We start from the raw sequence: 25,675 nt of genomic DNA, 5'->3' as shown, positions 1-25,675 counted from the left end.
CTTTGTGCAGGTCAGCCAGCAGCTCGTGCGCCAGCTTGGTCATGCGCACTTCGGTGTATCGCATCGCCGCAGCGTTGTCGCCGTCGACCGAACCGAAGTTGCCCTGACCGTCTACCAGCAGGTAGCGCAGGGAGAAAGGCTGGGCCATACGAACGATGGTGTCGTACACCGCGGTATCACCGTGCGGGTGATACTTACCGATCACGTCGCCGACAACACGGGCAGATTTCTTGTACGGCTTGTTGTAGTCGTTACCCAGCTCGCTCATCGCGAACAGTACGCGACGGTGCACGGGCTTGAGGCCATCGCGCGCATCCGGCAGTGCACGGCCGACGATTACGCTCATCGCGTAGTCGAGGTAGGACTGCTTCAGCTCGTCTTCGATATTGACCGGGAGGATTTCTTTGGCCAGTTCGCCCATGAGAAGCCTGATTCCTTTTTCTGGTGAAACTTCGTCATATCCATATGGGACCAACGAAGCTCGTCGGGGCCGGCCGAGTGCCATGCGCCGACTTACGACAAATCAACATTGGAGCGTGGATTTGCGCAGTAAAGACAGCTTCGTGAAGCTGCCTCGGAAAACGCCGGATGTTATCACAAAGGCCGCCACGCACCTATCCCCCAGATGCGCATGGAGCATAGTTAGTTGACCGGTGACAGGCTTAACGGGGACGAGAGAGGCTTAGAGCTTCTTTGAATGCAGAAATGGGGCTTGGTTTAGCGATGTTTATTGACATTTAGGGCCTCATCGCGAGCAGGCTCACTCCTACAGGTTCTGCGTTCGATGCAAGACCTTGTAGGAGTGAGCCTGCTCGCGATAGCGGTCTTCCATGCGCCACAGCCAATCAATGCAGGCGTTTGCGGCACATCAACTGGGCCATTTTCGCGGTATCCGGGCGCTCGACGATGCCTTTCTCGGTGACGATCGCGTCGATCAGATCCGCCGGCGTCACGTCAAACACCGGGTTGAACGCTTCAACGTCGGCACCGACGCGCTTGCCGCCGACTTCCAGCAACTCGGCGCCATCGCGTTCTTCGATCGGGATGTCGTCGCCGCTGGCCAGGTTCATGTCGATGGTCGAACTCGGCGCCACCACCATGAAACGCACGCCGTGGTGCATGGCGTTGACCGCCAGTTGATAGGTGCCGATCTTGTTGGCCACGTCACCATTGGCAGTGATGCGGTCAGCACCGACGATCACCCAGGTCACGCCTTTGGTTTTCATGATGTGCGCAGCGGCGGAGTCGGCATTCAGGGTCACCGGAATGCCTTCGTTGGCCAGTTCCCACGCGGTCAGACGCGAGCCTTGCAGCCACGGACGGGTTTCGTCGGCGTAAACGCGCTCGACCATGCCTTCAATAAAGGCTGCGCGAATCACACCCAGCGCGGTACCGAAACCGCCTGTGGCCAGCGCGCCAGTGTTGCAATGGGTCAGAATCGCCTGAGCATTGCCCTGATGCTTGCGGATCAGGTCGACGCCGAGCTGCGCCATCGTCAGGTTGGCCTCACGGTCGCTTTCATGAATAGCGATCGCCTCGGCTTCCAGCGCCGCCAACGGATCGGCGTTTTCTCTCACGCGATCCAGGCGATCGTGCATACGACCGAGCGCCCAGAACAGGTTGACCGCAGTCGGACGGGAATCGGCCAGCAAGGCGAAATCCTCTTCCAGCGCCGCGTACCAGTCGCCACCCTCAGCGATCCGCGCGCGCGCGGCGAGCACGATGCCATAGGCCGCACTGATGCCGATGGCCGGCGCGCCACGCACCACCATCGAGCGAATCGCCTCAGCCACGCCGGCGGCGCTGGTGTAGGCAATCCACGTTTCTTCAAACGGCAAAATACGCTGATCCAGCAGGTGCAGCGCGCCGTCTCGCCAATCGATGGCCTTCACTTTCTCCGCAGCCAACAGTCGATCGCGCATCCCACACCCCGCACTCATGAACAAAAGCCGCCGATTATAGCGATCCCCCCGCGAAGACGCTCGGGTATACTTCGCCATCCTTTACAAAAGCACTGGAACCGACCCTCGATGCCGAAACCTGCCATTGCGCTCGACTTATTATTGCTGCCGACCTGGCTGGTACCCGTCGAACCTGCAGGCGTTGTGCTCAAAGAGCATGGCCTGGGCATCCGCGACGGTCGCATCGTGTTTATCGGCCCGCGCGCCGAAGCATTGAAGTGTAACGCCACGGAAATCCGCGAGTTGCCGGATGTGCTGCTCGCCCCCGGCCTGATCAATGCGCACGGTCACGCGGCGATGACGCTGTTCCGCGGCCTGGCCGATGATCTGCCGCTGATGACCTGGCTGGAAAACCACATCTGGCCGGCCGAAGCGAAATGGGTCAGCGAAGATTTTGTCCGTGATGGTACCGATCTGGCCATCGCCGAGCAGATCAAGGGTGGCATCACCTGTTTTTCGGACATGTATTTCTTCCCGAAAGTCGCCAGCGAACGCGTGCACAACAGTGGCATTCGTGCACAGATCGCCATTCCGATTCTTGATTTCCCGATCCCGGGCGCGAGCAGTGCCGATGAAGCCATTCGTCAGGGCGTCGAGCTGTTCGGCGACCTGAAGCATCACGACCGCATCAAGATCACGTTCGGCCCTCATGCACCGTACACCGTCGGCGACGAGAATCTCGAGAAAATCCGCGTAATTGCCGAGGAGCTGGACGCAGCGATCCACATGCATGTCCACGAAACGGCGTTCGAAGTCCAGCAAGCACTGGAGCAACACGGCGAACGCCCGCTCGCCCGCCTCGGCCGCCTAGGCTTGCTCGGCCCGCGTTTCCAGGCCGTGCACATGACCCAGATCAGCGATGACGACCTGGCGTTGCTGGTAGAAAGCAACACCAGCGTGATCCATTGCCCGGAATCCAACCTCAAACTCGCCAGCGGCTTCTGCCCGGTCGAGCGTTTGTGGCAGGCTGGGGTGAACGTTGCGGTCGGCACCGATGGCGCGGCGAGCAACAATGATCTGGATTTGCTCGGAGAAACCCGCACCGCTGCGCTGCTGGCGAAAGCCGTCGCCGGTTCGGCCACCGCGCTGGACGCCCATCGTGCGCTGCGCATGGCCACCCTGAACGGCGCACGTGCGCTGGGCATCGAAGCGCAAGTCGGCTCGCTGGAAATCGGCAAAGCCGCCGACATCGTCGCTTTCGACCTGTCCGGTCTGGCCCAGCAACCGGTGTATGACCCGGTGTCGCAGCTTATATACGCCACCGGCCGCGACTGCGTAAAGCATCTGTGGGTCGCCGGCAAACAACTGCTCGACGACCGCCGCCTGACGCGACTGGACGAAGCACAACTGGGCGCCACAGCCCGGGCCTGGGGCCAGCGCATCAGCGGCCACAAAGAATCGTAAAAACCCCGGAACACAAACCGGGGCTACAGCCTTTTTCAAGTTTTAGAGGATTGAACATGAGCAACGTCGACCACGCCGAAATCGCCAAATTCGAAGCCCTGGCCCATCGCTGGTGGGATCGTGAAAGCGAATTCAAACCGCTGCACGACATCAACCCGCTGCGGGTCAACTGGATCGACGAGCGGGTCAATCTGGCCGGCAAGAAAGTCCTCGACGTCGGTTGCGGCGGCGGCATCCTCAGCGAAGCCATGGCCCAACGTGGCGCCACCGTGATGGGCATCGACATGGGCGAAGCGCCGCTGGCGGTCGCGCAACTGCATCAGCTGGAATCCGGCGTCAACGTCGAATACCGCCAGATCACTGCCGAAGACCTCGCTGAAGAAATGCCTGAGCAGTTCGACGTCGTCACCTGCCTCGAGATGCTCGAGCACGTGCCAGATCCATCGTCGGTGATCCGTGCCTGCTTCCGCATGGTCAAACCGGGCGGCCAAGTGTTCTTCTCGACCATCAACCGTAATCCGAAGGCGTACCTGTTCGCGATCGTCGGCGCTGAATACATCATGAAGTTGCTGCCGCGCGGCACCCACGACTTCAAGAAATTCATCCGCCCGTCCGAGCTCGGCGCCTGGAGCCGCATGGCCGGCCTGACCGTCAAAGACATCATCGGCCTGACCTACAACCCGCTGACCAAGCACTACAAACTGGCCAGCGACGTTGACGTCAACTACATGATCCAGACCCTGCGCGAGGAGTAAGCCGATGGCCATCAGAGCGGTTCTCTTCGACATGGACGGCACCCTGCTCGACACGGCGCCGGACTTCATCGCCATCTGCCAGGCAATGCGCGCCGATCGCGGCCTGCCGCCGATCAACGACAAGCACATTCGCGACGAGATTTCCGGCGGCGCCAAAGCCATGGTCGCGGTGACGTTCTCGATGGATCCGGAATCGCCGGGCTTCGAGGAATTGCGTCTTGAGTTCCTTGAGCGCTATCTGGTCGGTTGCGCCGTACACAGCAAGCTGTTCGACGGCATGGGCGAACTGCTCGCCGACATCGAAAAGGCCAACCTGATCTGGGGCGTGGTGACCAACAAGCCGCTGCGCTTTGCCGAGCCGATCATGCAGCAGTTGGGGCTGGCCGAACGTTCGGCGCTACTGATCTGTCCGGATCACGTAAAAAACAGCAAGCCGGATCCGGAGCCATTGATCCTCGCGTGCAAGATGCTTGATCTGGATCCATCGACGGTTCTGTTTGTGGGCGATGATCTGCGCGATATCGAATCGGGGCGCGACGCCGGTACGAAAACCGCGGCGGTGACGTTTGGCTATATCCATCCGGACGACAACCCGCGGCATTGGGGCGCGGACGTGGTGGTGGATCATCCGTCGGAGTTGCGCAAGGTGCTCGATAGCGCGCTCTGCAGTTGCTGATCTGAATCAGATCTTGTGGCGAGGGGATTTATCCCCGTTGGGCTGCGAAGCGGCCCCCGCTTTCATCCAGGCGATGTGGCACACAGGTTTTGCGACGGCTTCGCCGCCGAACGGGGATAAATCCCCTCGCCACAGGGTGAAGCAGATCTTCATGAATGGATTGTGAGGTTTTTATGTTTGATTACTCCGCTCGTCCCGAATTGCTCAAGGATCGGGTCATTCTGGTCACCGGTGCCGGTCGTGGCATTGGCGCGGCTGCGGCGAAAACCTACGCCGCTCACGGCGCGACCGTGCTGCTGCTGGGCAAGACCGAAGCCAATCTGACGCAGGTCTACGACGAGATCGAAGCGGCGGGCCATCCGCAGCCGGCGGTGATTCCGTTCAACCTCGAAACCGCCCTGCCCCATCAATATGATGAACTGGCAGCGATGATCGAAGCTGAATTCGGCCACCTCGACGGCCTGCTGCACAACGCCTCGATCATCGGCCCGCGCACGCCGATCGAGCAGTTGTCCGGCGAGAACTTCATGCGCGTCATGCAGATCAACGTCAACGCCATGTTCATGCTGACCAGCACCCTGCTGCCGCTGCTCAAGCTGTCGCAGGATGCTTCTGTTGTGTTTACCTCCAGCAGCGTCGGTCGTAAGGGCCGCGCCTATTGGGGCGCTTATGGCGTGTCGAAGTTTGCCACCGAAGGTTTGATGCAAACCCTCGCCGACGAAGTTGAAACCGTGGCGCCGGTGCGCTCCAACAGCATCAACCCCGGCGCCACTCGCACCAGCATGCGTGCTCAGGCGTATCCGGGGGAAAATCCGCTGAACAACCCGACGCCAGAAGAGATCATGCCGGTCTATCTGTATCTGATGGGCCCGGACAGCACCGGCATCAACGGCCAGGCTTTCAACGCTCAGTAGTGCCATACGTCGGCTTTGTTGCCGCGGCGGATTCCCGTCGCGGCCAACATTTGCCGCTCGCGACCGTCACAATTTAGTCAATTATCCAGCGCGAATTTTCCCCGCAAGCTCGCAAGCCATTGAATAAAAACGGTTTTAACAAATATGAACCGAATGGCACGACTTTCGCTCTAATTTTCCTCAAAGCAAGCCGCGTGAAGGCAATGGGGCGAGGCCGATTTCGATAGCTTACTAATCGTCATCAGGCAGACTAAACTTACGCCAAACGTCCTACGGGACTGATGGATCAGTATGACGCGCAGCCCATAGCCGCTCTCACCCAGCCTGTAAGACAGACTTACTGCTAAGGGTTCACGCCATATGAAATCACCCTCCCAGACCAATGCAATTGACTTCGACAGCGCCAAATTGCAACGCCTGGGCTTCGGTCAACTGCCTCCCTTGCTGGAGCGACCGACCAGTCTTGCGCAGCTGCGCCAGCAACTGAGCCTGCAACTGCAAACCAGTCTTGAACCGCAACGTATCCTCGGGCTGTTTTTCCGTGAGGTTCAACGCCTCGTGCCGCTGGACGCCTTGAGCTACGTGCATCAGGGCAGCGACCTGCGCCTGGAGTTCGGCGCTCGCGGTCACCATTCGGTCAGCTACAGCTTGAGCCACGAAGGCGAGCACATGGGCGAACTGGTGTTCCGCCGCAATCAGCGTTTCAACGAACAGGATCAGGGCAACCTCGAATCACTGCTGTCGTCGCTGCTGTACCCGATGCGCAACGCCCTGCTTTACCGCGCCGCGACGCAAAGTGCTCTGCGTGATCCGCTGACCGGCGCCGGCAATCGCATCGCCATGGAGCAAACCCTGCAACGCGAGATCGACATGTCGCGCCGGCACAGCCAGCCGTTGTCGGTGTTGATGCTGGATATCGACCACTTCAAACGCGTCAACGACAGCCACGGGCACAGCGCCGGTGATGACGTGCTCAAAGCCGTGGCGGCGTCGATCAAGGGTCAGCTGCGCAACGTCGACATGGTCTTTCGTTATGGCGGCGAAGAGTTTTTGATTCTGCTGTCCAACACCAGCCGCGAGGCGGCGGCGATGGTTGGCGAGCGACTGCGTTATGCGGCGCAGGCTGCCGAGTATTACGCCGATGGCCAGTTGATCGAGTTGACGGTGAGTCTGGGTTGTTCGACGCTGCTGCCGGGGGAATCGGCGGAGAGCCTGTTGCGCCGCGCGGACAGTGCGCTGTATGTGGCCAAGCGCGAAGGTCGTAACCGCTTGGCGATGGCGGGCTAAGCCCTCCCATACACCACAAAACAACTGTGGGAGCGGGCTTGCTCGCGAAGGCATAGTGTCAGTCAGCAAATCAGTTGACTGACACACCGCTTTCGCGAGCAAGCCCGCTCCCACATTTTTTTATTGCGTAACTACCGCCCTGCGCTCACGGCTTACCAGCAATCGCTCGGACGTTTCCAGTTGCATGCACCGCTCGAGGAACAGGTACATATAGTCGTAGCTCTTGCACACCGCCTGACGCAGCTCGGTCTGCAAGGCCTTGCTTGGGTTCATCCCCGCCAGCGTGCAGATGATCTCCAGCGCTTCCCATGGATGCGCATCATCGTACTGCGCATGCATCTTCAGCCACTTCATCGCGCGCTTGCGATCCTCTTCGGGGAACGCGGCGGCGTAAACGCCCGTGGAGCACACCACCGCCGACCACTCACCCGTTGCGCCTTCAATTGCATAGTTAGTGGCGGCAATGGCCACGATCAGCGAATCGGCGGAACTGGTGTGCCAGCACCAATGACTCAAGGCATGCAGTTCCGGCGGTACTTGCTGTGCTTGCAGGTCTTCGAGACTGACACCGTGCGCGCGACTCCAGTGCACCCAATAATCGGCGTGGTTGAGTTCGACGCGGATATTGCGCATCAACCAACGCCGCGCCATGTCTTCACCCGGGTGGCGGGCGAACTTGGTTTTGGTCAGGTTCTGCGCCATGTACAACGCGAACTGCTCAACTACCGGCCAGCCCCCGACAAGGTACTGACGCATGGTTTTTGCGCTGAGCTTGTTATCACGCATGCGCAGATACAACTCATGTTCGACAACCCGGCGCTTGCTCTCGCTGCAATCCTCAATGAGCTGTTGTGCCCAGGCAGGATAACTTGCAGCTTCCATGAGTGGTCCGGTTCGGTTGAATGTGTCGATCACTGTTCGGCTCCTTTTGATTTGTGATTATAAGGATCGGCAAGAGATTTCAACGGAACGTGCCAGGCGCTTTGAATAACAGCGGCTGCGGTCTGGCGGGCCGACTTTGCAAACTGTCACAGGTAAACAACTGCGGACGCTCAATAACGTAACCCTGAGCGTAATCAACTCCGATCTCAAGCAAGGCTTGTTCGATCTGGGTTGTTTCAACAAATTCGGCAATTGTCTGCTTACCCATGACATGCCCGATGTGATTGATCACTTCGACCATTGCGCGGTTAATCGGGTCGTCCAGCATATCCTTTACGAAACTCCCGTCGATCTTCAGGAAGTCTACAGGTAAATGTTTCAAGTAAGCGAATGAAGACATTCCGGCACAAAAGTCATCCAGCGAAAAGTAACAACCTAAGCCTTTGAGTTCATTAATAAAACGTATTGCACTGCCTAAATTTGAAATAGCACTGGTTTCTGTAATTTCAAAACAAATCATTTCAGGCGGGATGGCATAGTTAACAAACTGTTCCCTCAGGAAGTGCAAAAACGCGTCATCTCCTATAGTAATGCCTGACAGATTAATCGCACACATCGCCAACGGTCCTTCATGTTCTTCTGCAATACATTGAGCAATAATCTTAAATACGTTTTGCACAACCCAACGATCTAACTGACTCATCAATCCATAACGTTCAGCGGCCGGAATGAAACTGTCCGGAAGAATCATCCGGCCGGACTCATCATGCAGGCGCAGCAAAATTTCGATGTGCGCGCGACCGTCTTGCGCAGCACCCAGTGGCGCAATTTCCTGGGCATACAGGCAGAAGCGATTTTCCTCCAGCGCCATGTGCAAGCGTTGCACCCAGGCCATCTCGCCGAAGCGCAGGGACAGCTCGGAATCGTCGGCGTGATAGACCTGCACGCGATTGCGGCCCTTTTCCTTGGCCATGTAGCAGGCCATGTCGGCTGCGCGCAGCGACGCTTCGAGGGTGGTCGGCGTCTGACCGACATGCACCAGGCCGATACTGACGGTGGTCAGAAATGGCCGGCCCTTCCACACGAAATGCAGGTTCTGCACGGTCTGGCGCAGGCTGTCGGCGATCTTCTCCGCCGCGTCCAGCGCGCAGTTCTCCAGCAGGATGCCGAACTCATCCCCACCCAGCCGCGCCAGAGTGTCGCCCTCGCGCAGGCCTGATTGCAGCAACGCGCAGATATGCCGCAACAACTCATCGCCCGCCGCGTGACCGCAGGTGTCGTTGACCAGTTTGAACTGGTCAAGATCGAGGAACATCAGCGCATGTCGCCCGCCCTGCCGCGAGAGATTGTGCAGGGCTTGCTCCAGGCGATATTCGAACTCGCGACGGTTGGCCAGCCCGGTCAGCGCATCGTGGGTCGCCTGCCACGACAGATTGGCGATGTATTGCCGCTCCTGGGTCATGTCGTGCAACACCAGCACCGTACCGCTGACTTTGCCGGCATTACGGATCGGTGCGCCGACCAGCGTCACCGACACCGTGCTGCCGTCGAGTCGCTGAATCAGTTTGGAGTGTTCGCTGCCACCACTGAGTTGGCCGCTGAGAATGTGTTCAATCAGCGTCAGCCCTTCGGCCTGCGCGTTGTCATCGAGCAAATTGAACAATGCCGCCAACGGCAAGCCGGCAGCCTGCTCGGCTTTCCAGTGGGTCAGGGCCTCGGCAGCCGGGTTCATATAGTCGATAGCGCCGTCGACATCCGTTGTGATCACGCCGTCGCCAATCGAATGCAGCGTGACATGCGCACGATCTTTTTCCAGTTGCAGGGCTTCGGCAAACGCGTGGCGTTGTTTGAGCAACTTGCGTGTGCGCAACAGCGCCAGCACGATCAACCCCAGCGCGGTGGCGAGATTGGTAAACAGCAACAGCCGCAGAATCACCCGCGAGCCTTCACCCAAAGCATCACTGAACGCTTTGGCCGCCGGCGTCACGCCGTCGTTGATATCAAAAATCTGCGCTTTCCAGAGGCGAACATCAGCATCGGACGCGGTGTTCTCGGTAATGCTGTGGTGCATCTCGCGAGCCACGTTATCCAGCTCCACCAGATAGGCATCGCCCACCGTCCAGCGGTCGATCGCCCTTTCCAGATAACTGAAATGACGAAAATTGAGGTACAGCCAGATCAGGCTGGAGACGTCATCCGGGTGGTTGCCACCCTTGAGAATGCCTTCACGCGCCGATTCCAGATCCGGCGGCTGACGATCCAGGGCCACGCGCAATTGATGACCGCCCTGCGGCACGGCAATGGCGTCCTGATACTTGAGGAAGATCGCCTCGTCACGACTGTCGGCGTACAGGTTGAGGTAATAAATGGCGTCTTTCTGACCTTTCGACCACAGGCTCTCGCCCGCCACGTAACCACGCACGGCCGACAGGACATAAAGACTCACACCGCCCAATAACGCCTGAAACAACACGACGGCAATGAAAGGCCAGACGATGCCCAACAAACGTGGCGTTCCGAGCGTCCGCTTTTGCTTCATGGGATCCCTTGTATGGCACTGCCTGATCATCCCTTCCGATCAGACCACCCACCAAGACTAGGAGGCGTTTGCGCTCCCGGCAAGCGGCATAGGCGCCATATAAATATGTACCGCCACGAAAAGCACTGACGCTACGAAACTGATGCCTTCCGTTAATTTTCGAAGGCCTTTGCGAATATGCCGCGTTCACCTGCCACACCCTTGCAACAACATCAGGCCGTGCTTGCCGAATACGATGCGCTGCTTGCGCGTTTAAGCGATGCCAAAACGACCGCCAGCCCGCTGTCGAATTACGTCTACGAGCCTGTTGCGCAATCGCCACTGCAACGTGCCCACGCAGACGCACTGGCGGCACTGGCGCCTGTGCTGAACAACCCGGTCTACGTGGCCGCCCTGACTCAACGGGATCTGGCGCCCGACTACCTGGAAGTCTCCATCGCAGCGGACCGGGTGACCTACACAAGCTATTACCTGGATGGCAGCCCTGCCCGCCTCGTACCGGAAGAATTTCCACAACTGGTCAATCTGTTGCGCCCCGTTGAACGGGCTGCCAGAACTATCGGCGGATACCTGTGCAGTGACCCCCTGTTACCGATCAGCGTTGCGCTGAAGTTTTACGATGTGCCACCGGCATTGCTGGATGACGCCGGCGCACTGGATGCGTTGATCGCTTTCCTTGAGGAGGCCCGTGCCATCCATCATCTGCGGTTGGGCACCTGCGTCGATATCGGCCGTTTGTTCACAGCGGATGATCACGCGCGTGTGCTGGATGCGGTCAGCAAACTGCTCGCACAGGGTCAAACCAGCGCCATCGCCAGCCTGGCCGCGCAAGCGTTGCCCGGTGCAACGGTCGAGCAAGTGCGCGCCAGCCCGATGAGCAGCCTCGATCGTTTGCTGAATGGCTCCAAGGCACAGGCGCTGGCCGCGCGTCTGACGCAGTCACTCGACTGGTATGGCGCAACCCTTGACGAACAGCCACCGACAGAGATCGCTGCCCACCTGGTCGCCGAAGCCTTGCGCCTGTGGTATTGCGATTCCTTTGACGACCCGGCCGACAGCCTGTTCGGCTTTCGCCTGGACACGCCTGAGCATTGGGGCAAGAGCTATCAGGCGATACGCCGCGACTTCGAAAAGCACCTGTCAGCGTGCGGGATGATCGCTGAAACAGACACGGACACCCTCGAGGAAGTGATGCTCGGTCACCTGCTGCTGTCGAAATACGCCAGCGACTTTGCGGTGCCGGACATTCCACCCGACCTGCCCTATGCCAGCTCGATGACCTGGGTCAACTTCGCCCACGGCGTCAACCTTGCTCAAGCGCTTGAACCGGGGCTGCTGCAGCGGTTGGCCTTCCAGCAACTGATTGACTTGCCGCTGCGCCAGAGTGAAAACGCTTCAGACCAGATGTTGCAGCTGATTGCCTTGACCCGCCTCGAACCGGCGCAACGCTGGGCCGCGGCCACGGGCAATGTCTATCCGGTCTCGATCAGCGAAGCGCTGTCGACGCTGGACAGCTCGACCCTGGAAATGAATCAGGCCATCCGCCAACTCGGCGCGCAACCTGAACACAGACTGGACATTGCAAGGGCGGTCATTGACCGAGGTTTTTTTCCCAACAAAATGCCCGAAGGTCTGCGGCTCACAAAAGCCGTCACGGGCAGAAGCAAGCGCGCAATCATCGACCTGCCCGACTTTAAACCCGACACCTATGAATTTGCCGAGGTCTACGCCGGAGGCGGGTTCAACAATAGCCAGAAATGGTCGGTCATCCTCGATGGCATCCCCCGCACAAACTGGATCGTTCTGAGCGGCGATCGCCAGGTTCAGACGGACGACGGCTGGGACGGCTTTCAGACGCTCGGATTGCCGCGTTTTCATGGCGAGTTGCTGCCGGACATCGAATCGCTGTTCAACGAGCATTTCCAAGGCTATTTGCGTGACAGTCAAAACGCTTACGCCTGGCTGATCAGGACGTTGCTGGTATCGCTGCCGTGGGATGATCGTCAGGCACTGACACAGCAGGAAGTGCGCATTCATTCACTCAGGCAGATCACTGATGAGATGGCAGTGCTCGCCCTCGGCGAAACCACCGCGCCTTCAAGGCTCGCGCGGATGGGATTTTTGCTGGAAGCAAAACCGCAGCGCGGCGATTCGCGCTTCTATGAATGCCTGCCACGCGCCGGCATCATCCGCCGCAGAAGCGACATCAGCGCCGAACACCTCGGGCCCGCCAGCAAAAACGTCCTGATCTTTAAAGACGTGCAACCGCTCAGCGCTCCGATCAACAGGCATTTACCCCTCGATTGGGAGGCTTACCAGCAAGGGACCGTGCCACTGCCTGGCGCCACGTGCCGCGCGTTTATCGCTGCGTTGGGCTCACTGACTGCGCCCACACCGTGGGTTAACGACGGCCTGACACTGCGCGCCGCTCGCACTCAGCAGATCGCCACCCTCGTCGCCGAAGAGTTGTTCTATTACGACATCGACGAACTGCGCTCGACCGCGTGGGGCGAAACGGTGTTCGACCGCGATCAGGCCAGACCGCACTGGTTACAGGCGATCAAACCTTTGCTGCCGTTCTGGGGCAGCCTCGATGACCTTAAATCCGACGATTTCGGCACTCGTCTGCTGGGCGTGCTCGGCCTGTTTATAGATGTGGTTTCGTTTGCCGTGCCGCTGGGAAAGTTTGCAGCAGGCTCGATCAGGTTGGTTGCGACTGCCGGCCGTATCGGTATTCGTTCAACGCTGCCCGCGTTCAGCAAGGTGTCGGGCAAGCTCATCAAGGCAACGCTGGAGAACCTCAATCCTTTCGCGATCGCCGCCGCCGGCTTCAAGCTGTCACGTCAATCCCTGTTGCTGACGGGGCGCGGACTCTATCGGGCCGGGCGCTTGAGCCTGAGCGGGGTTCGCACGCTGATGGGGGCGACGGCGCATTACGATCTGGTCAAGGGATTCACGCAAATTACCGACCCCGGACGCTGGAAGCCGCTGGTGCAGGGCGATGAACTGGCATCGTTCAAGGGTGTCGACGATGTGCCGGTGCGCAAAATCAACGCGGCCAAGGACAGCCGCTATTGTCTGATCGATCCGCTCTCGCTCAAGCCCTACGGCCCTCGTCTGCTGATGAGCTCGCCTGATCTGGCGCCGGGACGCTCCACTTTCAACTCGGCGGGGAGTGCCGATGGCCATGTCTTGGTGGAAGTCCCTGCAGAAGCGCAGATTCGCGAAATGCTCGAAGTCGATGGCCGGACAACCTTACTGATCGACGACGTGGCTTATCGTCTGGAGGGCGATGTTCTGCGCCGCGCTGACTTGATCGACGACAGTCAGCGATTGAAAACGCTGCCCTGCCGGCAACGCCGCGCACCCGGCAATCAACTCTGCCAGACCCGCTACGTCACCCGCGACCCGGCGCCGGTGCCAGCGCTCGGCAGTTTTGATGAACGCAAAGGCTGGGCGACCTGGTTGGGTGACAGTATTTACACCCCGGCTGCCGGACACAGCCCGATGCGCGTGGCCGACATCGCGCGGTTCACCGAATTGAGTGCTTTCATGGAATTTCAAAAAGGCATCTATGGCCGGGTCAGCGTCAGCCTGCCGAGGCCTGCCGGTTCGCTGGGCGACACCTTTCAGGTCGGCGCGACAATCGCTCAAGCCATGGATGACTCCAGGCGTTACGTGTTCTTGCGTCTGAACGCGGGAAACTTTTATGTTGCAGAACTTGCCAACGGCAAAAGTCTCAGAGACCCGCTGCTGTTCAAGCAGGCTGCAACGCTGCCGGATCCACTGCGTCAGGAGTTGATGACGGTCTACACCGGCTCGTTGAATGCCAACAACATTGCACGGATCTACGGCCCGACAGCGGTAGAGCGAGCGATGAAAGCCATGGATGAAATCGCGATTCCGATGGGTGGGCATGCGCATCCGCCCGACACGCTGCAATGGCTCAAAGTCGACACCAGCCCCGCAGAAGCGATTCTGTTCGACCATTCCACGCGAATGATTGTCCGGCGCTCCACTGACGGCGCCGCGACTTGGTCGTTATCGCGCTCAGCGCCAGACGCCACTCGAGACACCACCGCGCGGGTGTTCAACGCACTGTTCGAAAAAACCGTGATCACCGTAGACTTGACGGCCGCCGGGGCGAAAGCGCTGAAGATCGACGACACCATGCAGCAGCTGCAGAAACTCATCAGCGCGCGAACCGGTAAAAAACTGCACAGCCCGAGAAACATTGCCTTCGCTGAAATTATCGACAAAACCGGGAAACGCGAAGTCTATGTCAGCGTCTCCGGACAGCAGGGCGATACCGGATTTTTACCGCTGTTTGCGCGTAATCAACACTCGTCACAGGTGACTGTGGGTGAAACCACTTACGTCAATGTCGACCACGACAGCAGTTTCAAAGCAACCTCACTCAGCGTCTCCGACTCGGGGAAGATCCGCGCCATTCCGCACACCATCGATAATATCGAAACCTATTCGCCAGCCCTCACGGCACGCCCGACGTCGCTGGACACCGAGAGCAAACTGATTCGGGTGATTCGTGGCAAGTACCCCGACCCCAAGGAAATAGAGTCGATCACCATCGCCACGACCATGGCGCCGTGCGATTCCTGCGCGGTGGTGATGAAACAGTTCGGTTATGACGGCAGCCCGGACGCGATGAACGTGCTCTGGAAGTGAGCACTCAGTGGCGTTGCAAATGGCCATAGAGCTTGGCGTACAAACCACCATCGGCGATCAGTTGTTGATGATCGCCGTCTTCAGCCACTTGCCCGCCGTCGAACACCAACACGCGATCGGCCTGCTTCACCGCTGACAAACGGTGGGCAATGATCAGCGTGGTGCGACCGTTGAGAAAGCGCGCCATGGCCTGATGCAGGTTGTATTCGGTGGCGGCATCGAGGGCCGAGGTGGCTTCGTCGAGGATCACCACTTTTGGCTCGGCGAGGATCATCCGCGCAATCGCCAAACGTTGGCGCTGACCACCGGAGAGGCGCACGCCGGAGCGGCCGACGATGCTGTCGAGGCCATCCGGCAAGGCGCGGATGGTTGCTTCGAGCTGGGCGATTTCCAGCGCCTGCCAACAGGCTTCGTCGTCGCGCGTGCGACCCATGGTCAGGTTGGCGCGCACGGTGTCGTTGAACAGCGCCGGGTGTTGCAACACCACCGCGACGTTCTCGCGAACGGTGTCGAGGCCGATTTCCTGCTGGGTCGAACCGCCGAAACGAATGGTGCCGGACAGCGGCGTGTACAACCCCAGCAGCAATTGCACGAGAGTACTTTTGCCGCCGCCACTGGCACCGACAATCGCGACTTTCTCACCGGGGGCAATCGACAGATCGAGCTGATCGAGCACCAGTTCATCGCCGTAACCGAAGCTCAACCCTTGCACCTGAATACCCACGGTGTCGCGGCCCTTGAACGGATCGACGCCGCCGGGATATTGCGGCTCGTCGGCCCGCGCCAGCAGCTCGTTGATGCGCGTCAGCGCGCCACCCGCCGCGTAATAGGCGTATTGCAGGTTGAGCAGTTGTTCGACCGGGCCGATCATGAACCACAGGTAACTGAACACCGCGAGCATCTGGCCGATCGACAGGTCGGAAAACAGCACGGTGAGCATCGCCGCCGCACGGAAAATATCGATACCGAACTGAAACAACAAGCCGCTAGCGCGGTTGGAAGCGTCGGTTTTCCACTGCGAGTTGACCGCGTAATTGCGCACTTCCTGCGCGCGCAGGCCGAGCCTGCCGAGGAAAAACCCCTGCCGGTTGCCGGCGCGAATTTCCTGAATCGCATCGAGGGTTTCACTCAGCGCCTGAGTGAAGCGCGCGGTGCTGTCGTTCTCGAGTTTCTTCAGGTGTTTGACGCGTTTGCCCAACTGCACCGTGCCGTAAATCACCAGCGGGTTGAACAGCAAAATCAGCAGCGCCAGCTTCCAGTGCATCCACATGAGGATACTCGCGGTGCCGACCAGGGTCAGCATCGCTACGAGAAAACGGCTGAGGGTTTCGCCGACGAATTTGTCGAGGGTATCGAGATCGGTGACCAGATGCGTGGTCACCGTGCCGCTGCCGAGACTTTCGTATTCGCCGAGGGAAATCCGCTTGAGCCGTTCGATCAGGCGCACGCGGATGCGGTAAACGATGTCCTTGGCCAGTCGCGCAAACAATCGCGACTGCAACACGCCAAAACACAGCGAGCTGCAACGCAGCGTCAGCGTCACCACCAGCATCAGGCCGATGTAACCCGCCGCTTGCTGCCACATGCTGGGCAACACGTGGTTCATGACTTTCAGTGCCGCATCGCCGTGGCCGAGCAAGACTTCATCGACCAGCAACGGCAGCAGCAGAGGAATCGGCACGCTGCACAGCGTCGCCAGAACAGCCACGCCGTTAGCGATCCACAGGGATTTTTTGTGTGTGAGAGCCAATCGCCGGACTTCTGCCCAGCTCAGCCGGTCGACACGCTTTACGGCTGGCGTGTCATCGGCCGGATCATGCACAGGCAGCGCGCTCCAGCCAGCGGCCGAGCAACGGCGACAGTTCGCTGAGCGGTTGATAGCCATTGGTCAGTAGCGCCAGTTGACCGTTACGCTCGGCGAGCAAGGTCGGGAACCCGGCGATGCCGAGATCCTGCACCCAATTGAAATCAGCCAACGTGGCTTCGTGCTGATCGGCACGGTCGAACAATGCAGCAAATTCGATACGCGGCACGCCGGCCTGCTCGGCCAGTTCCACCAGCACGCTGGCTTGGGTGACATCACGACCTTCAGCGTAGAAGGCGTGCTGGATCAGTCCGACCAGTGTCCACGCGCAATCCGGCGCCAAGCTGCGCGCGGTGACGATCGCACGGCAGGCAGGCTCGGTGTCGTAGACAAAACCGTCGGGCAACGCGCCGTCGAACTTGAACGGCTGGCCAGTAGCCTCGGTGACCGCTTGCCAGTGTTCAAGAATGTAGCGCCGCGTGGTCGGCTCCAGCGCCGAGCCACTGCCGGTGCGCAAACCGCCGACCACCAGATGCAGCTCGACCCCGGCTGCCTGCGCCTGCTCCACCAATGCCTTGGCCACCGGAGCGAAACCCCAGCACCACGAACACATCGGATCCATCACATAGAGCAGGCGTGCAGACATGATTAAGCCTCGGTGGATGCTTGCTTATAGTTGTAGCCGATCGGGTGCGGCTGGTTGCGCGCCTTGGCCAGTTCGATCTGCTTCTGCCGGTCGATGGCGCTGCGGCGGGTCTTCTCGCTCAGCTTGTCCCAGCAATGCGGGCAACTGATGCCGGCGACGTAATGCTCGCTGGCGCGATCTTCAACGCTGACCGGTGTGCGGCAGGCATGACATTGATCGTAGTCGCCTTCGCTGAGGTCGTGACGCACGGTCACGCGGTTGTCGAACACGAAGCAGTCACCCTGCCACTTGGTTTCTTCCTGCGGCACCTCTTCGAGGTACTTCAGAATGCCGCCCTTGAGGTGGTAAACCTCTTCGTAGCCCTCGCTGAGCATGTAGCTCGAGGCTTTCTCGCAGCGAATACCGCCGGTGCAGAACATCGCGACTTTCTTGTGCACGGCCGGGTTGAAGTGTTCTTTGATGTAGTCAGGGAATTCGCGAAAACTGGTGGTTTTCGGATCAATGGCGCCTTCGAAGGTGCCGATCGACACTTCGTAATCGTTGCGCGTATCGATCAACAGCACTTCCGGGTCGCTGATCAACGCGTTCCAGTCTTGCGGATCAACGTAAGTGCCGACCTTTTTGTTCGGGTCGACGCCTTCGACACCGAGGGTGACGATTTCTTTCTTCAGTTTGACTTTGGTGCGATAGAACGGCTGCTCGTCGCAGTACGACTCTTTGTGATCGATGTCGATCATGCGTGGGTCGTTCTTGAGCCAGGCGAGCAGGCCGTCGATGCCTTCGCGAGTGCCGGACACCGTGCCATTGATGCCTTCTTCGGCGATCAGCAGGGTGCCTTTGATCTGGTTGTCGACCATCGCTTGCAGCAGTGGCTCGCGCAGGTTGACGTAATCTTCGAGGGTGACGAACTTATACAGTGCCGCCACGACAATCGGTTGTGTCATGGGTATTTCTCCAGGTGGCTACCCTCGCAAAGGGTGAACCGGATTCAAAAAAAAACGCGCCGGGTGAGCGGCGCGTTGCGGATTCTAGCAAAAACACGATGTGTTTTGGATGTACTGGGCTTTCTGTGACAACACAAAACCTGTGGCGAGGGGATTTATCCCCGCTGGGCTGCGAAGCGGCCCTGAAACCATAGAACTCGATAGACCTGAAAGACCGCATTCTCAGGGTTTGGGGCTGCTTCGCAACCCATCGGGGATAAATCCCCTCGCCACAAAAATCCCGCCACATCCAAAATCAGTGTTTGCTTCCGCCGGCACAGGTCGGCGACGCCGGGGCGGCGCCGGTCTCTGCCCATTCCTGCGGGGTGTAGGTGTGCAGCGCCAACGCATGGAACTCGCCCATCAGCTCGCCGAGCGTGCCGTAGACTTTCTGGTGGCGCTTGACCCGGTTCAGGCCTTCGAACTGCGCGCTGACCACCACTGCCTTGAAGTGGGTCTGCAACCCGCGACTGTGCATGTGGCTTTCATCCAGCACTTGCAGATGCTCAGGCTGTAACAGGCCCAGCGTAGATTCGATGCGTTGTTGCATGCTCATCACGAACTCCGCTTACGGCTTTTTCTTGGCCGGAGCAGCGCCTTTCGGGGCCAGCTCGTTGGTCATGTCTTCCAGCAGCTTGTTGACTACCGGTACCGCGCTTTCCAGCTTGGCCTGGGTCATCTGGGCCGATTGCTGAGTCAGCTGCGGCATTTTTTCCAGGACTTTTTTACCCAGTGGCGACTGGTAGAACGCGACCAGGTCTTTCAGCTCGGATTCGCTGAAGTTGGTGGTGTACAGCTTGACCATGTCCGGCTTCAGCTTGTTCCAGCCAATGGCCTGATCCAGCGCGGCGTTGGCCTTGGCCTGATAGGTTTCCAGCACGGCTTTTTTAGCTTCAGGGGCTTTGGTCTGCTCAAAGCGCTGAGCGAACATTTGCTGCACTTGCATGTACACCGGAGTGCCCAGTTTGTCAGCGTGTGCCAGGGTCAGGAAAGCTTCGGCACTGGCGTTGTGGCTGGCGGTATCGGCAAGCACCTGGCCGCTGGCGCAAACCAGTGCAACCGCGGTACAGATGGCACGAAGACGAGTCATCGAGTTTCCTTTTAAGCAAAGCGAGGTAAAACCCCAAGGGCGACCATTCTGCGCCTAAAAATCGCTGCGGCTCAACCCCCCAAGCCTTGCCGCGCTTGATTGGCGGGGTTTTACCGGTCAACAATCGATTCGATGGAACCACCCGGGCCGAACCCGGCCTAAACTGCGCAAACAGACCAACAGGAGTGTGCACGATGAGCCGTATCGAAACCGACAGCCTGGGCCAGATCGACGTCCCGGACGATGCTTACTGGGGGGCTCAGACGCAACGCTCGCTGATCAACTTCGCCATCGGTCAGGAACGCATGCCGCTGCCGGTACTGCACGCCCTGGCCCTGATCAAGAAAGCCGCGGCACGGGTCAACGACCGCAACGGCGACCTGCCCGCCGACATCGCCCGCCTGATCGAACAGGCCGCCGACGAAGTCCTCGACGGCCAGCATGACGACCAGTTCCCGCTCGTCGTTTGGCAGACCGGCAGCGGCACCCAGAGCAACATGAACGTCAACGAGGTGATCGCCGGTCGCGCCAACGAACTGGCCGGCAATCCGCGCGGCGGCAAGACGCCGGTGCACCCGAACGATCACGTCAACCGCTCGCAAAGCTCCAACGACTGTTTCCCCACCGCCATGAGCATCGCCACCGCGCAAGCCGTGCAGGAACAACTGCTGCCGGCGATTGCCGAGCTGTCCGGAGGTCTCGCCGAACTCGCCGCGCGGCACATGAAACTGGTGAAAACCGGGCGCACGCACATGATGGACGCAACGCCGATCACCTTCGGTCAGGAATTGTCCGGTTTTATCGCGCAGCTGGATTACGCCGAACGGGCGATCCGTGCCGCGCTGCCGGCGGTGTGTGAACTGGCACAGGGCGGCACCGCCGTCGGCACCGGGCTGAACTCGCCGCACGGTTTTGGTGAAGCGATTGCTGCCGAACTGGCGGCGCTATCGGGTCTGCCATTCGTGACCGCGCCAAACAAGTTCGCCGCCCTCGCCGGCCACGAACCGCTGACCAGTCTCTCCGGCGCACTGAAAACCCTCGCCGTGGCGCTCATGAAAATCGCCAACGACCTACGGTTGCTCGGCTCCGGCCCACGCGCCGGTTTTGCCGAAGTGCGTCTACCGGCGAACGAACCGGGCAGCTCAATCATGCCGGGCAAGGTCAACCCGACGCAGTGCGAGGCACTGTCGATGCTGGCGTGTCAGGTGCTGGGCAACGACGTGACGATCGGCATTGCTGCCAGTCAGGGTCACTTGCAGTTGAACGTGTACAAACCGGTGATCATCCACAATCTGCTGCAATCGATTCGCCTGCTCGGCGACGGCTGCAGCAACTTCCAGCAGCACTGCATTGCCGGGCTGGAGCCGGATGCGGAAGTCATGGCGCGGCATCTCGAGCGTGGGTTGATGCTGGTGACGGCGTTGAACCCGCACATTGGTTATGACAAGTCGGCGGAAATCGCCAAGAAGGCTTACAGCGAGGGGCTGACGTTGCGTGAGGCGGCGTTGGCGTTGGGCTATCTGACCGATGAAGAGTTTGATGCGTGGGTGCGGCCGGAAAACATGATTGAGGCTGGGGCCAAGGGCTAAAAACAAAAGATCGCAGCCTGCGGCAGCTCCTACATTGGAATGCGTTCTCTGTAGGAGCTGCCGCAGGCTGCGATCTTTTGATCTTCAGGCCATACGCATGCGCCGCGCCTTGAGCCCGGCAATCAACGAAGGCCCCAACGCCACCAGCGCCGAGCCCAATACCACCAACACCGCCCCGCCATACCCAAGCCCATTGATCTGCTCGGCATGCACGTACTCCGGCCAGATCCCCGCCGCAATCGCCACCGCGCCAAACGTCACCAACGGTGTAATCGCCAACGTCGCACTGACCCGCGACGCCTCCCAGTGCGCCAGCGCTTCGGCAAACGCGCCATAGGCAATCAACGTGTTCATGCAGCACGCGAGCAGCAACCAACCCTGCAACGGACTCAACTCCAGCGCTTCGAGCGGGTGTACCCACGGCGTCAGCAACAACGCGCAGAACAGGTAAATCACCATCATCACCTGCAACGAATTCCACACCGTCAGCAATTGCTTTTGACCCAGCGCGTAAAACGTCCAGACCGTCGACGCCAGCAGCACCAACAACACGCCAGCGGTGTAATCCGACAGTGAGGTCAGCAACTCAGCCAGACGCTGATTAAAGAACAGCACAAAACCGACCAGCAGCACCAACAACCCAATGCCCTGGCCAATGCTGAAACGCTCCTTGAACACAAATAGACTGGCGATCAGCAACATGATCGGCCCCATCTGCACCACCAGTTGCGCGGTGCCGGGGCTGAGCAGGTTGAGGCCCATCAGATACAGCACGTAGTTGCCGACCAGGCCAAGCACCGCCATCAGCACCAGCCAGCCACCCTTGGGCCCCAGCACTTTGCGGCTCGGCAGGCGTTTGACCGCGGCCAGATAAATGAACAGGCAGCTGCCGGACACCATCAAGCGAAACCAGGTCACCGTGACCGGATCCATCACCAGCAACACCTGTTTGAGTTTGATCGGCAGGATGCCCCACAGAAACGCGGTCAGCAGCGCCAGGAACAAGCCGTAAACCCAGCGACCGGATGAAATGTGCATGCGAACCCCAAAAGCCTGCTGACGAGTGCGCTCATTCTAGGCGTGCCGCCGGGCGCGACACAGGGACAGTTGGGGCCAGGACGTGAATGAAACTGTGCAGGTCGCAGCATTAAATTGACGCGCTGCCGTTGATCGGCTGGCCGCGCGGGTTAAGTGCTTCAGGCATAAGCTGATTGGATCCCGTCCAGCGCCTCAGCCAAGGAGACCGATCATGTTAGGCATGCGCGCCCAAGACAACGCCCCCGCCACGCACTTTCGCAGCGACCGCGTGTGCCGGGTCAATGGCGAACTGTATTTCAGCACTCGGGAAAACACCCTTGAAGGGCCGTTTGAGAGTGCCGAGCAGATTGAGAAGGAAATCCAGGCTTATATTGCGCGGATGCAGGGGCTGGATTCCAACCGGATATCCGGTTGATGCCATCGCGAGCAGGCTCACTCCTACAGGGGAATGCATTCCAATTGTAGGAGTGAGCCTGCTCGCGATAGCGGTCGATCAATCAACAAATCTTTCAGGGTTCAGCGCACCGCTTCAAACAACCCCGTCGCACCCATCCCGCCGCCCACGCACATCGTCACAATCCCGTAACGCAAATTACGCCGCTGCAACTCCCGCACCAGATGCCCGACCTGCCGCGACCCGGTCATGCCGAACGGGTGGCCAATCGAAATCGAACCACCGTTGACGTTGTACTTGTCGTTATCGATATCCAGCCGATCACGGCTGTACAGGCACTGCGAAGCGAACGCCTCGTTCAGTTCCCACAGATCAATGTCCGCCACCTGCAAACCTTTCGCCTTGAGCAGTTTCGGCACCGAGAACACCGGGCCGATACCCATCTCGTCCGGCTCGCAACCGGCCACGGTAAACCCACGGAAAAACGCTTTCGGCTTCAGCCCCAATTCCAGGGCTTTTTCCAGACTCATCACCAGCGTCATCGACGCGCCATCCGACAGTTGCGACGAGTTGCCCGCCGTCACCGAACCGTCCTCAGCGAACACCGGTTTCAACCCGGCGAGGCTTTCATAGGTGGTGTCCGGACGGTTGCAGTCATCGCGATCAACCACGCCGTCGAGAATTTGCACTTCGCCAGTGTTCTTGTCTTCAACGCGATACTTCACCGACATCGGCACGATTTCATCGTTGAACAGCCCGGCCGCCTGCGCCTGCGCGGTGCGGATCTGGCTTTGCAACGAATAGCGATCCTGCGCTTCACGGCTGACGCCATAACGTCGCGCAACCACTTCGGCAGTCTGGCCCATCGTGTAATAGATGCCCGGCGACTGTTGCTTGAGCAGCGGGTTGATCAGGTGATCGGTGTTGACGCTTTTCATCGTCAGGCTGATCGACTCGACGCCGCCGGCGACGATGATGTCGCTGCAACCCGAGGCGATCTGGTTGGCGGCAATCGCAATCGCTTGCAAGCCCGACGAGCAGAAACGGTTGAGGGTCATGCCGGCGGTGCCGGTGCCCAGACGCGAGAGCACCGCGACGTTGCGGCCGATGTTGTAGCCCTGCGCGCCCTCGTTGGAGCCGGCGCCGACGATGCAATCCTCGACGCTGGCCGGGTCGATGTCATTGCGCGTCAGCAGCGCGTTGACGCAGTGCGCCGCCATGTCATCGGGGCGGGTCTGGTTGAACTTGCCGCGAAAGGATTTGGCCAGGCCAGTCCGCACGCTGTCGACGATCACCACTTCACGCATGGCATACCTCATTATTGTTGTCGGTTGAGAGTGAACCGAGCATAAGTCCACCCCATTGCCGACCGCGACAATCATTCACCCCGCGTATGCGTGTCCATCGGTTCAGTCCTTGTGCTTTTTCGCGTGCTTGTCGGATTTCTCGAACGCGTCTTCGAGCGCGCGGTTGATCGTGCGCAGCACTTTCACTCGCGCCCAGCGCTTGTCATTGGCCTCAACCAACGTCCACGGCGCGATTTCGGAACTGGTGCGATCGACCATATCGCCGACGGCGGCGCGGTAGTCGTCCCACTTGTCGCGGTTGCGCCAGTCGTCCTCGGTGATCTTGAAGCGCTTGAACGGGATCTCTTCGCGCTCCTGGAAACGCTCCATCTGCGTGTCCTTGTCGATCGCCAGCCAGAACTTGACGACGATCACCCCGGCGTCGGCCAGTTGCTCCTCGAAGTCATTGATCTCGCCATACGCACGCAGCCAGTCCGCCGGTGTGCAGAAACCTTCAATGCGCTCCACCAGCACTCGGCCGTACCACGAACGGTCGAACACGGTGAATTTGCCGCGCGCCGGAATATGTCGCCAGAAACGCCAAAGGTACGGTTGCGCACGCTCCTCTTCGGTCGGCGCGGCAATCGGCACGATGTTGTATTGGCGCGGATCGAGCGCCGCCGCCACCCGACGGATCGCCCCGCCCTTACCCGCTGCATCGTTGCCTTCGAACACCGCGACCAGTGCATGGCGACGCATGCGTTTGTCGCGCATCAGCCAGGACAGGCGCGCCTGTTCGGTGATCAGTTGCTCTTCGTAATCTTTCTTGTCCAGACGCTGGGTCAGGTCGAGGCTGTCGAGCAGGTTCAGATGATCAACCGGCGTGCCCAGCGGCGCAGCGCTGACATCATGGGGATGCACGTCCGGGCGTTTCAGCGCACTTTGCAAACCTTCAAGGAGAATCTTGCCGACCGCCAGACTGCGGTAGTTCGCATCCATGCCTTCGATCACATGCCACGGCGCGTAATCGCGACTGGTGCGGCGCAGCACGCGCTCGCCGTATTTGACGAATTTGTCGTAGGTCTCCGATTGCTGCCAGTCGAGCGGGCTGATGCGCCAGCTGTGCAGCGGATCGTCGGCCAACGCTTTGAGTCGCGCTTTCATCTGCTTCTTCGACAGGTGAAACCAGAATTTGAAGATCAGCGCGCCTTCATCGCAGAGCATCTTTTCCAGACGCTCGGCGCCAGCGATCGCTTGATCCAGGCGTGGATCCTTGAACAAACCGTGCACCCGCCCCTGGAGCATCTGGCTGTACCAGTTACCGAAGAAAATCCCCATCCGCCCTTTGGCCGGGAGCATCCGCCAATAACGCCAGGCCGGTGGCCGCGAGAGTTCTTCGTCGCTCTGTTGGTCGAAAGTGCGCACCTCGATCAGGCGCGGATCCATCCACTCGTTGAGCAACTTGACCGTCTCGCCCTTGCCCGCGCCTTCGATGCCGTTGATCAAAATGATCACCGGGAAACGCTTCTGTTGCTGCAACTCGAACTGGGCTTCCAGCAGCGCTTCACGCAGTGCCGGGACGGCGGCCTCGTAGGTGTCTTTGTCGATGGCGTGACCGATTTCAGCGGATTCAAACATTGGACGGCTCCTTCCAGGGTTCAGCAAGACTAGCGGATGATGACAACCTCTGAACAGATCGCAGCCTGCGGCAGCTCCTACACTGGAATGCAATCCACCCTGT

20 protein-coding genes are annotated in these 25,675 nt (G+C 59.6%); 8 read left to right on the top strand and 12 right to left on the bottom strand.

All coding sequences use genetic code 11. From position 1 onward, the window contains the following. The coding region (locus ACIP1X_RS15695) for a DNA gyrase subunit A (protein ID WP_400753366.1) at nt 1-421 on the bottom strand (421 nt) is incomplete at its 3' end. Nucleotides 422-845: 424 nt separating this feature from the next. Continuing rightward, complete coding sequence (gene mtnA, locus ACIP1X_RS15690) at nt 846-1,922, bottom strand: S-methyl-5-thioribose-1-phosphate isomerase (RefSeq protein WP_212549005.1); 1,077 nt, start codon at nt 1,920-1,922, stop codon at nt 846-848. A gap of 108 nt (nt 1,923-2,030) precedes the next feature. On the opposite strand from mtnA, the gene ACIP1X_RS15685 reads away from it, so the two are divergent. From ACIP1X_RS15685 to ACIP1X_RS15665, 5 genes are all read left to right on the top strand, one after another. Beyond that, nucleotides 2,031-3,365: a TRZ/ATZ family hydrolase gene (locus tag ACIP1X_RS15685; RefSeq protein WP_400753363.1), complete on the top strand. Its 1,335-nt coding sequence runs from the start codon at nt 2,031-2,033 to the stop codon at nt 3,363-3,365. A gap of 56 nt (nt 3,366-3,421) precedes the next feature. Then, nucleotides 3,422-4,120 carry a bifunctional 2-polyprenyl-6-hydroxyphenol methylase/3-demethylubiquinol 3-O-methyltransferase UbiG gene (gene ubiG / locus ACIP1X_RS15680; RefSeq protein WP_008079776.1) on the top strand — a complete coding sequence of 233 codons (699 nt, stop codon included), beginning with the start codon at nt 3,422-3,424 and terminating at the stop codon, nt 4,118-4,120. Nucleotides 4,121-4,124: 4 nt separating this feature from the next. Further along, nucleotides 4,125-4,796 carry an N-acetylmuramic acid 6-phosphate phosphatase MupP gene (gene mupP / locus ACIP1X_RS15675; protein ID WP_038364376.1) on the top strand — a complete coding sequence of 224 codons (672 nt, stop codon included), beginning with the start codon at nt 4,125-4,127 and terminating at the stop codon, nt 4,794-4,796. A 173-nt stretch (nt 4,797-4,969) separates the two neighbouring features. Then, nucleotides 4,970-5,710 (top strand): YciK family oxidoreductase, encoded by a 741-nt coding sequence (locus ACIP1X_RS15670; RefSeq protein WP_400753361.1) that lies wholly within the window; start codon nt 4,970-4,972, stop codon nt 5,708-5,710. A gap of 360 nt (nt 5,711-6,070) precedes the next feature. Then, a complete protein-coding gene (locus ACIP1X_RS15665; protein WP_400753359.1) occupies nt 6,071-6,997 on the top strand; it encodes a GGDEF domain-containing protein in 927 nt (308 codons plus the stop codon). A 120-nt stretch (nt 6,998-7,117) separates the two neighbouring features. Here ACIP1X_RS15665 and ACIP1X_RS15660 read toward each other — a convergent pair whose 3' ends face one another. Continuing rightward, on the bottom strand, nt 7,118-7,879 hold the full coding sequence (locus tag ACIP1X_RS15660; protein WP_218959131.1) for a TenA family transcriptional regulator: 762 nt from the start codon (nt 7,877-7,879) through the stop codon (nt 7,118-7,120). 79 nt (nt 7,880-7,958) lie between these two features. Continuing rightward, complete coding sequence (locus tag ACIP1X_RS15655) at nt 7,959-10,418, bottom strand: EAL domain-containing protein (protein ID WP_400753356.1); 2,460 nt, start codon at nt 10,416-10,418, stop codon at nt 7,959-7,961. A gap of 177 nt (nt 10,419-10,595) precedes the next feature. Between ACIP1X_RS15655 and ACIP1X_RS15650 the strand changes: the two genes are divergently transcribed. Next, the gene (locus ACIP1X_RS15650; RefSeq protein WP_400753354.1) at nt 10,596-15,104 is read left to right on the top strand and encodes a deaminase domain-containing protein; all 4,509 of its coding nucleotides are present in this window, start codon (nt 10,596-10,598) and stop codon (nt 15,102-15,104) included. Between the two features lie 4 nt (nt 15,105-15,108). On the opposite strand, the gene ACIP1X_RS15645 is transcribed toward ACIP1X_RS15650, so the two are convergent. The 5 genes from ACIP1X_RS15645 to ACIP1X_RS15625 form a co-directional block, all read right to left on the bottom strand. Beyond that, nucleotides 15,109-16,926, bottom strand: coding sequence for an ABC transporter ATP-binding protein (locus tag ACIP1X_RS15645; protein ID WP_400753352.1), 1,818 nt, complete (start codon nt 16,924-16,926; stop codon nt 15,109-15,111). Beyond that, on the bottom strand, nt 16,919-17,521 hold the full coding sequence (locus ACIP1X_RS15640; protein ID WP_400753368.1) for a DsbA family protein: 603 nt from the start codon (nt 17,519-17,521) through the stop codon (nt 16,919-16,921). The genes ACIP1X_RS15645 and ACIP1X_RS15640 overlap by 8 nt, the downstream gene beginning before the upstream one ends. Nucleotides 17,522-17,556: 35 nt before the next feature. Then, nucleotides 17,557-18,498 carry a rhodanese-related sulfurtransferase gene (locus ACIP1X_RS15635; RefSeq protein WP_053122483.1) on the bottom strand — a complete coding sequence of 314 codons (942 nt, stop codon included), beginning with the start codon at nt 18,496-18,498 and terminating at the stop codon, nt 17,557-17,559. Nucleotides 18,499-18,793: 295 nt separating this feature from the next. Beyond that, complete coding sequence (locus ACIP1X_RS15630; RefSeq protein ID WP_008079766.1) at nt 18,794-19,093, bottom strand: BolA family transcriptional regulator; 300 nt, start codon at nt 19,091-19,093, stop codon at nt 18,794-18,796. 12 nt (nt 19,094-19,105) lie between these two features. Next, the gene (locus ACIP1X_RS15625; RefSeq protein WP_053122485.1) at nt 19,106-19,627 is read right to left on the bottom strand and encodes a DUF2059 domain-containing protein; all 522 of its coding nucleotides are present in this window, start codon (nt 19,625-19,627) and stop codon (nt 19,106-19,108) included. 194 nt (nt 19,628-19,821) lie between these two features. Between ACIP1X_RS15625 and ACIP1X_RS15620 the strand changes: the two genes are divergently transcribed. Next, nucleotides 19,822-21,216 carry a class II fumarate hydratase gene (locus ACIP1X_RS15620; protein ID WP_053122487.1) on the top strand — a complete coding sequence of 465 codons (1,395 nt, stop codon included), beginning with the start codon at nt 19,822-19,824 and terminating at the stop codon, nt 21,214-21,216. 84 nt (nt 21,217-21,300) lie between these two features. Here the strand turns inward: ACIP1X_RS15620 and ACIP1X_RS15615 are convergent, their stop codons facing one another. Continuing rightward, a complete protein-coding gene (locus ACIP1X_RS15615; RefSeq protein WP_159811530.1) occupies nt 21,301-22,254 on the bottom strand; it encodes a DMT family transporter in 954 nt (317 codons plus the stop codon). Between the two features lie 211 nt (nt 22,255-22,465). Here ACIP1X_RS15615 and ACIP1X_RS15610 point away from each other — a divergent pair, with 211 nt between their 5' ends. Further along, entirely contained in the window at nt 22,466-22,669 is a 204-nt protein-coding gene (locus ACIP1X_RS15610; RefSeq protein ID WP_159811529.1) for a DUF6316 family protein, read from the top strand. Nucleotides 22,670-22,770: 101 nt separating this feature from the next. On the opposite strand, the gene ACIP1X_RS15605 is transcribed toward ACIP1X_RS15610, so the two are convergent. Both ACIP1X_RS15605 and pap read right to left on the bottom strand, forming a co-directional pair. Continuing rightward, nucleotides 22,771-23,955 carry a thiolase family protein gene (locus ACIP1X_RS15605; protein ID WP_400753349.1) on the bottom strand — a complete coding sequence of 395 codons (1,185 nt, stop codon included), beginning with the start codon at nt 23,953-23,955 and terminating at the stop codon, nt 22,771-22,773. A gap of 102 nt (nt 23,956-24,057) precedes the next feature. Continuing rightward, complete coding sequence (pap, locus tag ACIP1X_RS15600; RefSeq protein ID WP_400753346.1) at nt 24,058-25,572, bottom strand: polyphosphate:AMP phosphotransferase; 1,515 nt, start codon at nt 25,570-25,572, stop codon at nt 24,058-24,060. Nucleotides 25,573-25,675 lie beyond the last annotated feature (103 nt).

It is taken from the genome of Pseudomonas sp. NPDC088885 (genome assembly GCF_044750025.1).
Lineage (GTDB): Bacteria > Pseudomonadota > Gammaproteobacteria > Pseudomonadales > Pseudomonadaceae > Aquipseudomonas > Aquipseudomonas rustica.
The sequence above is the reverse complement of the archived record's forward strand: the minus strand, read 5'-3'. Positions and strand labels throughout refer to the sequence as shown.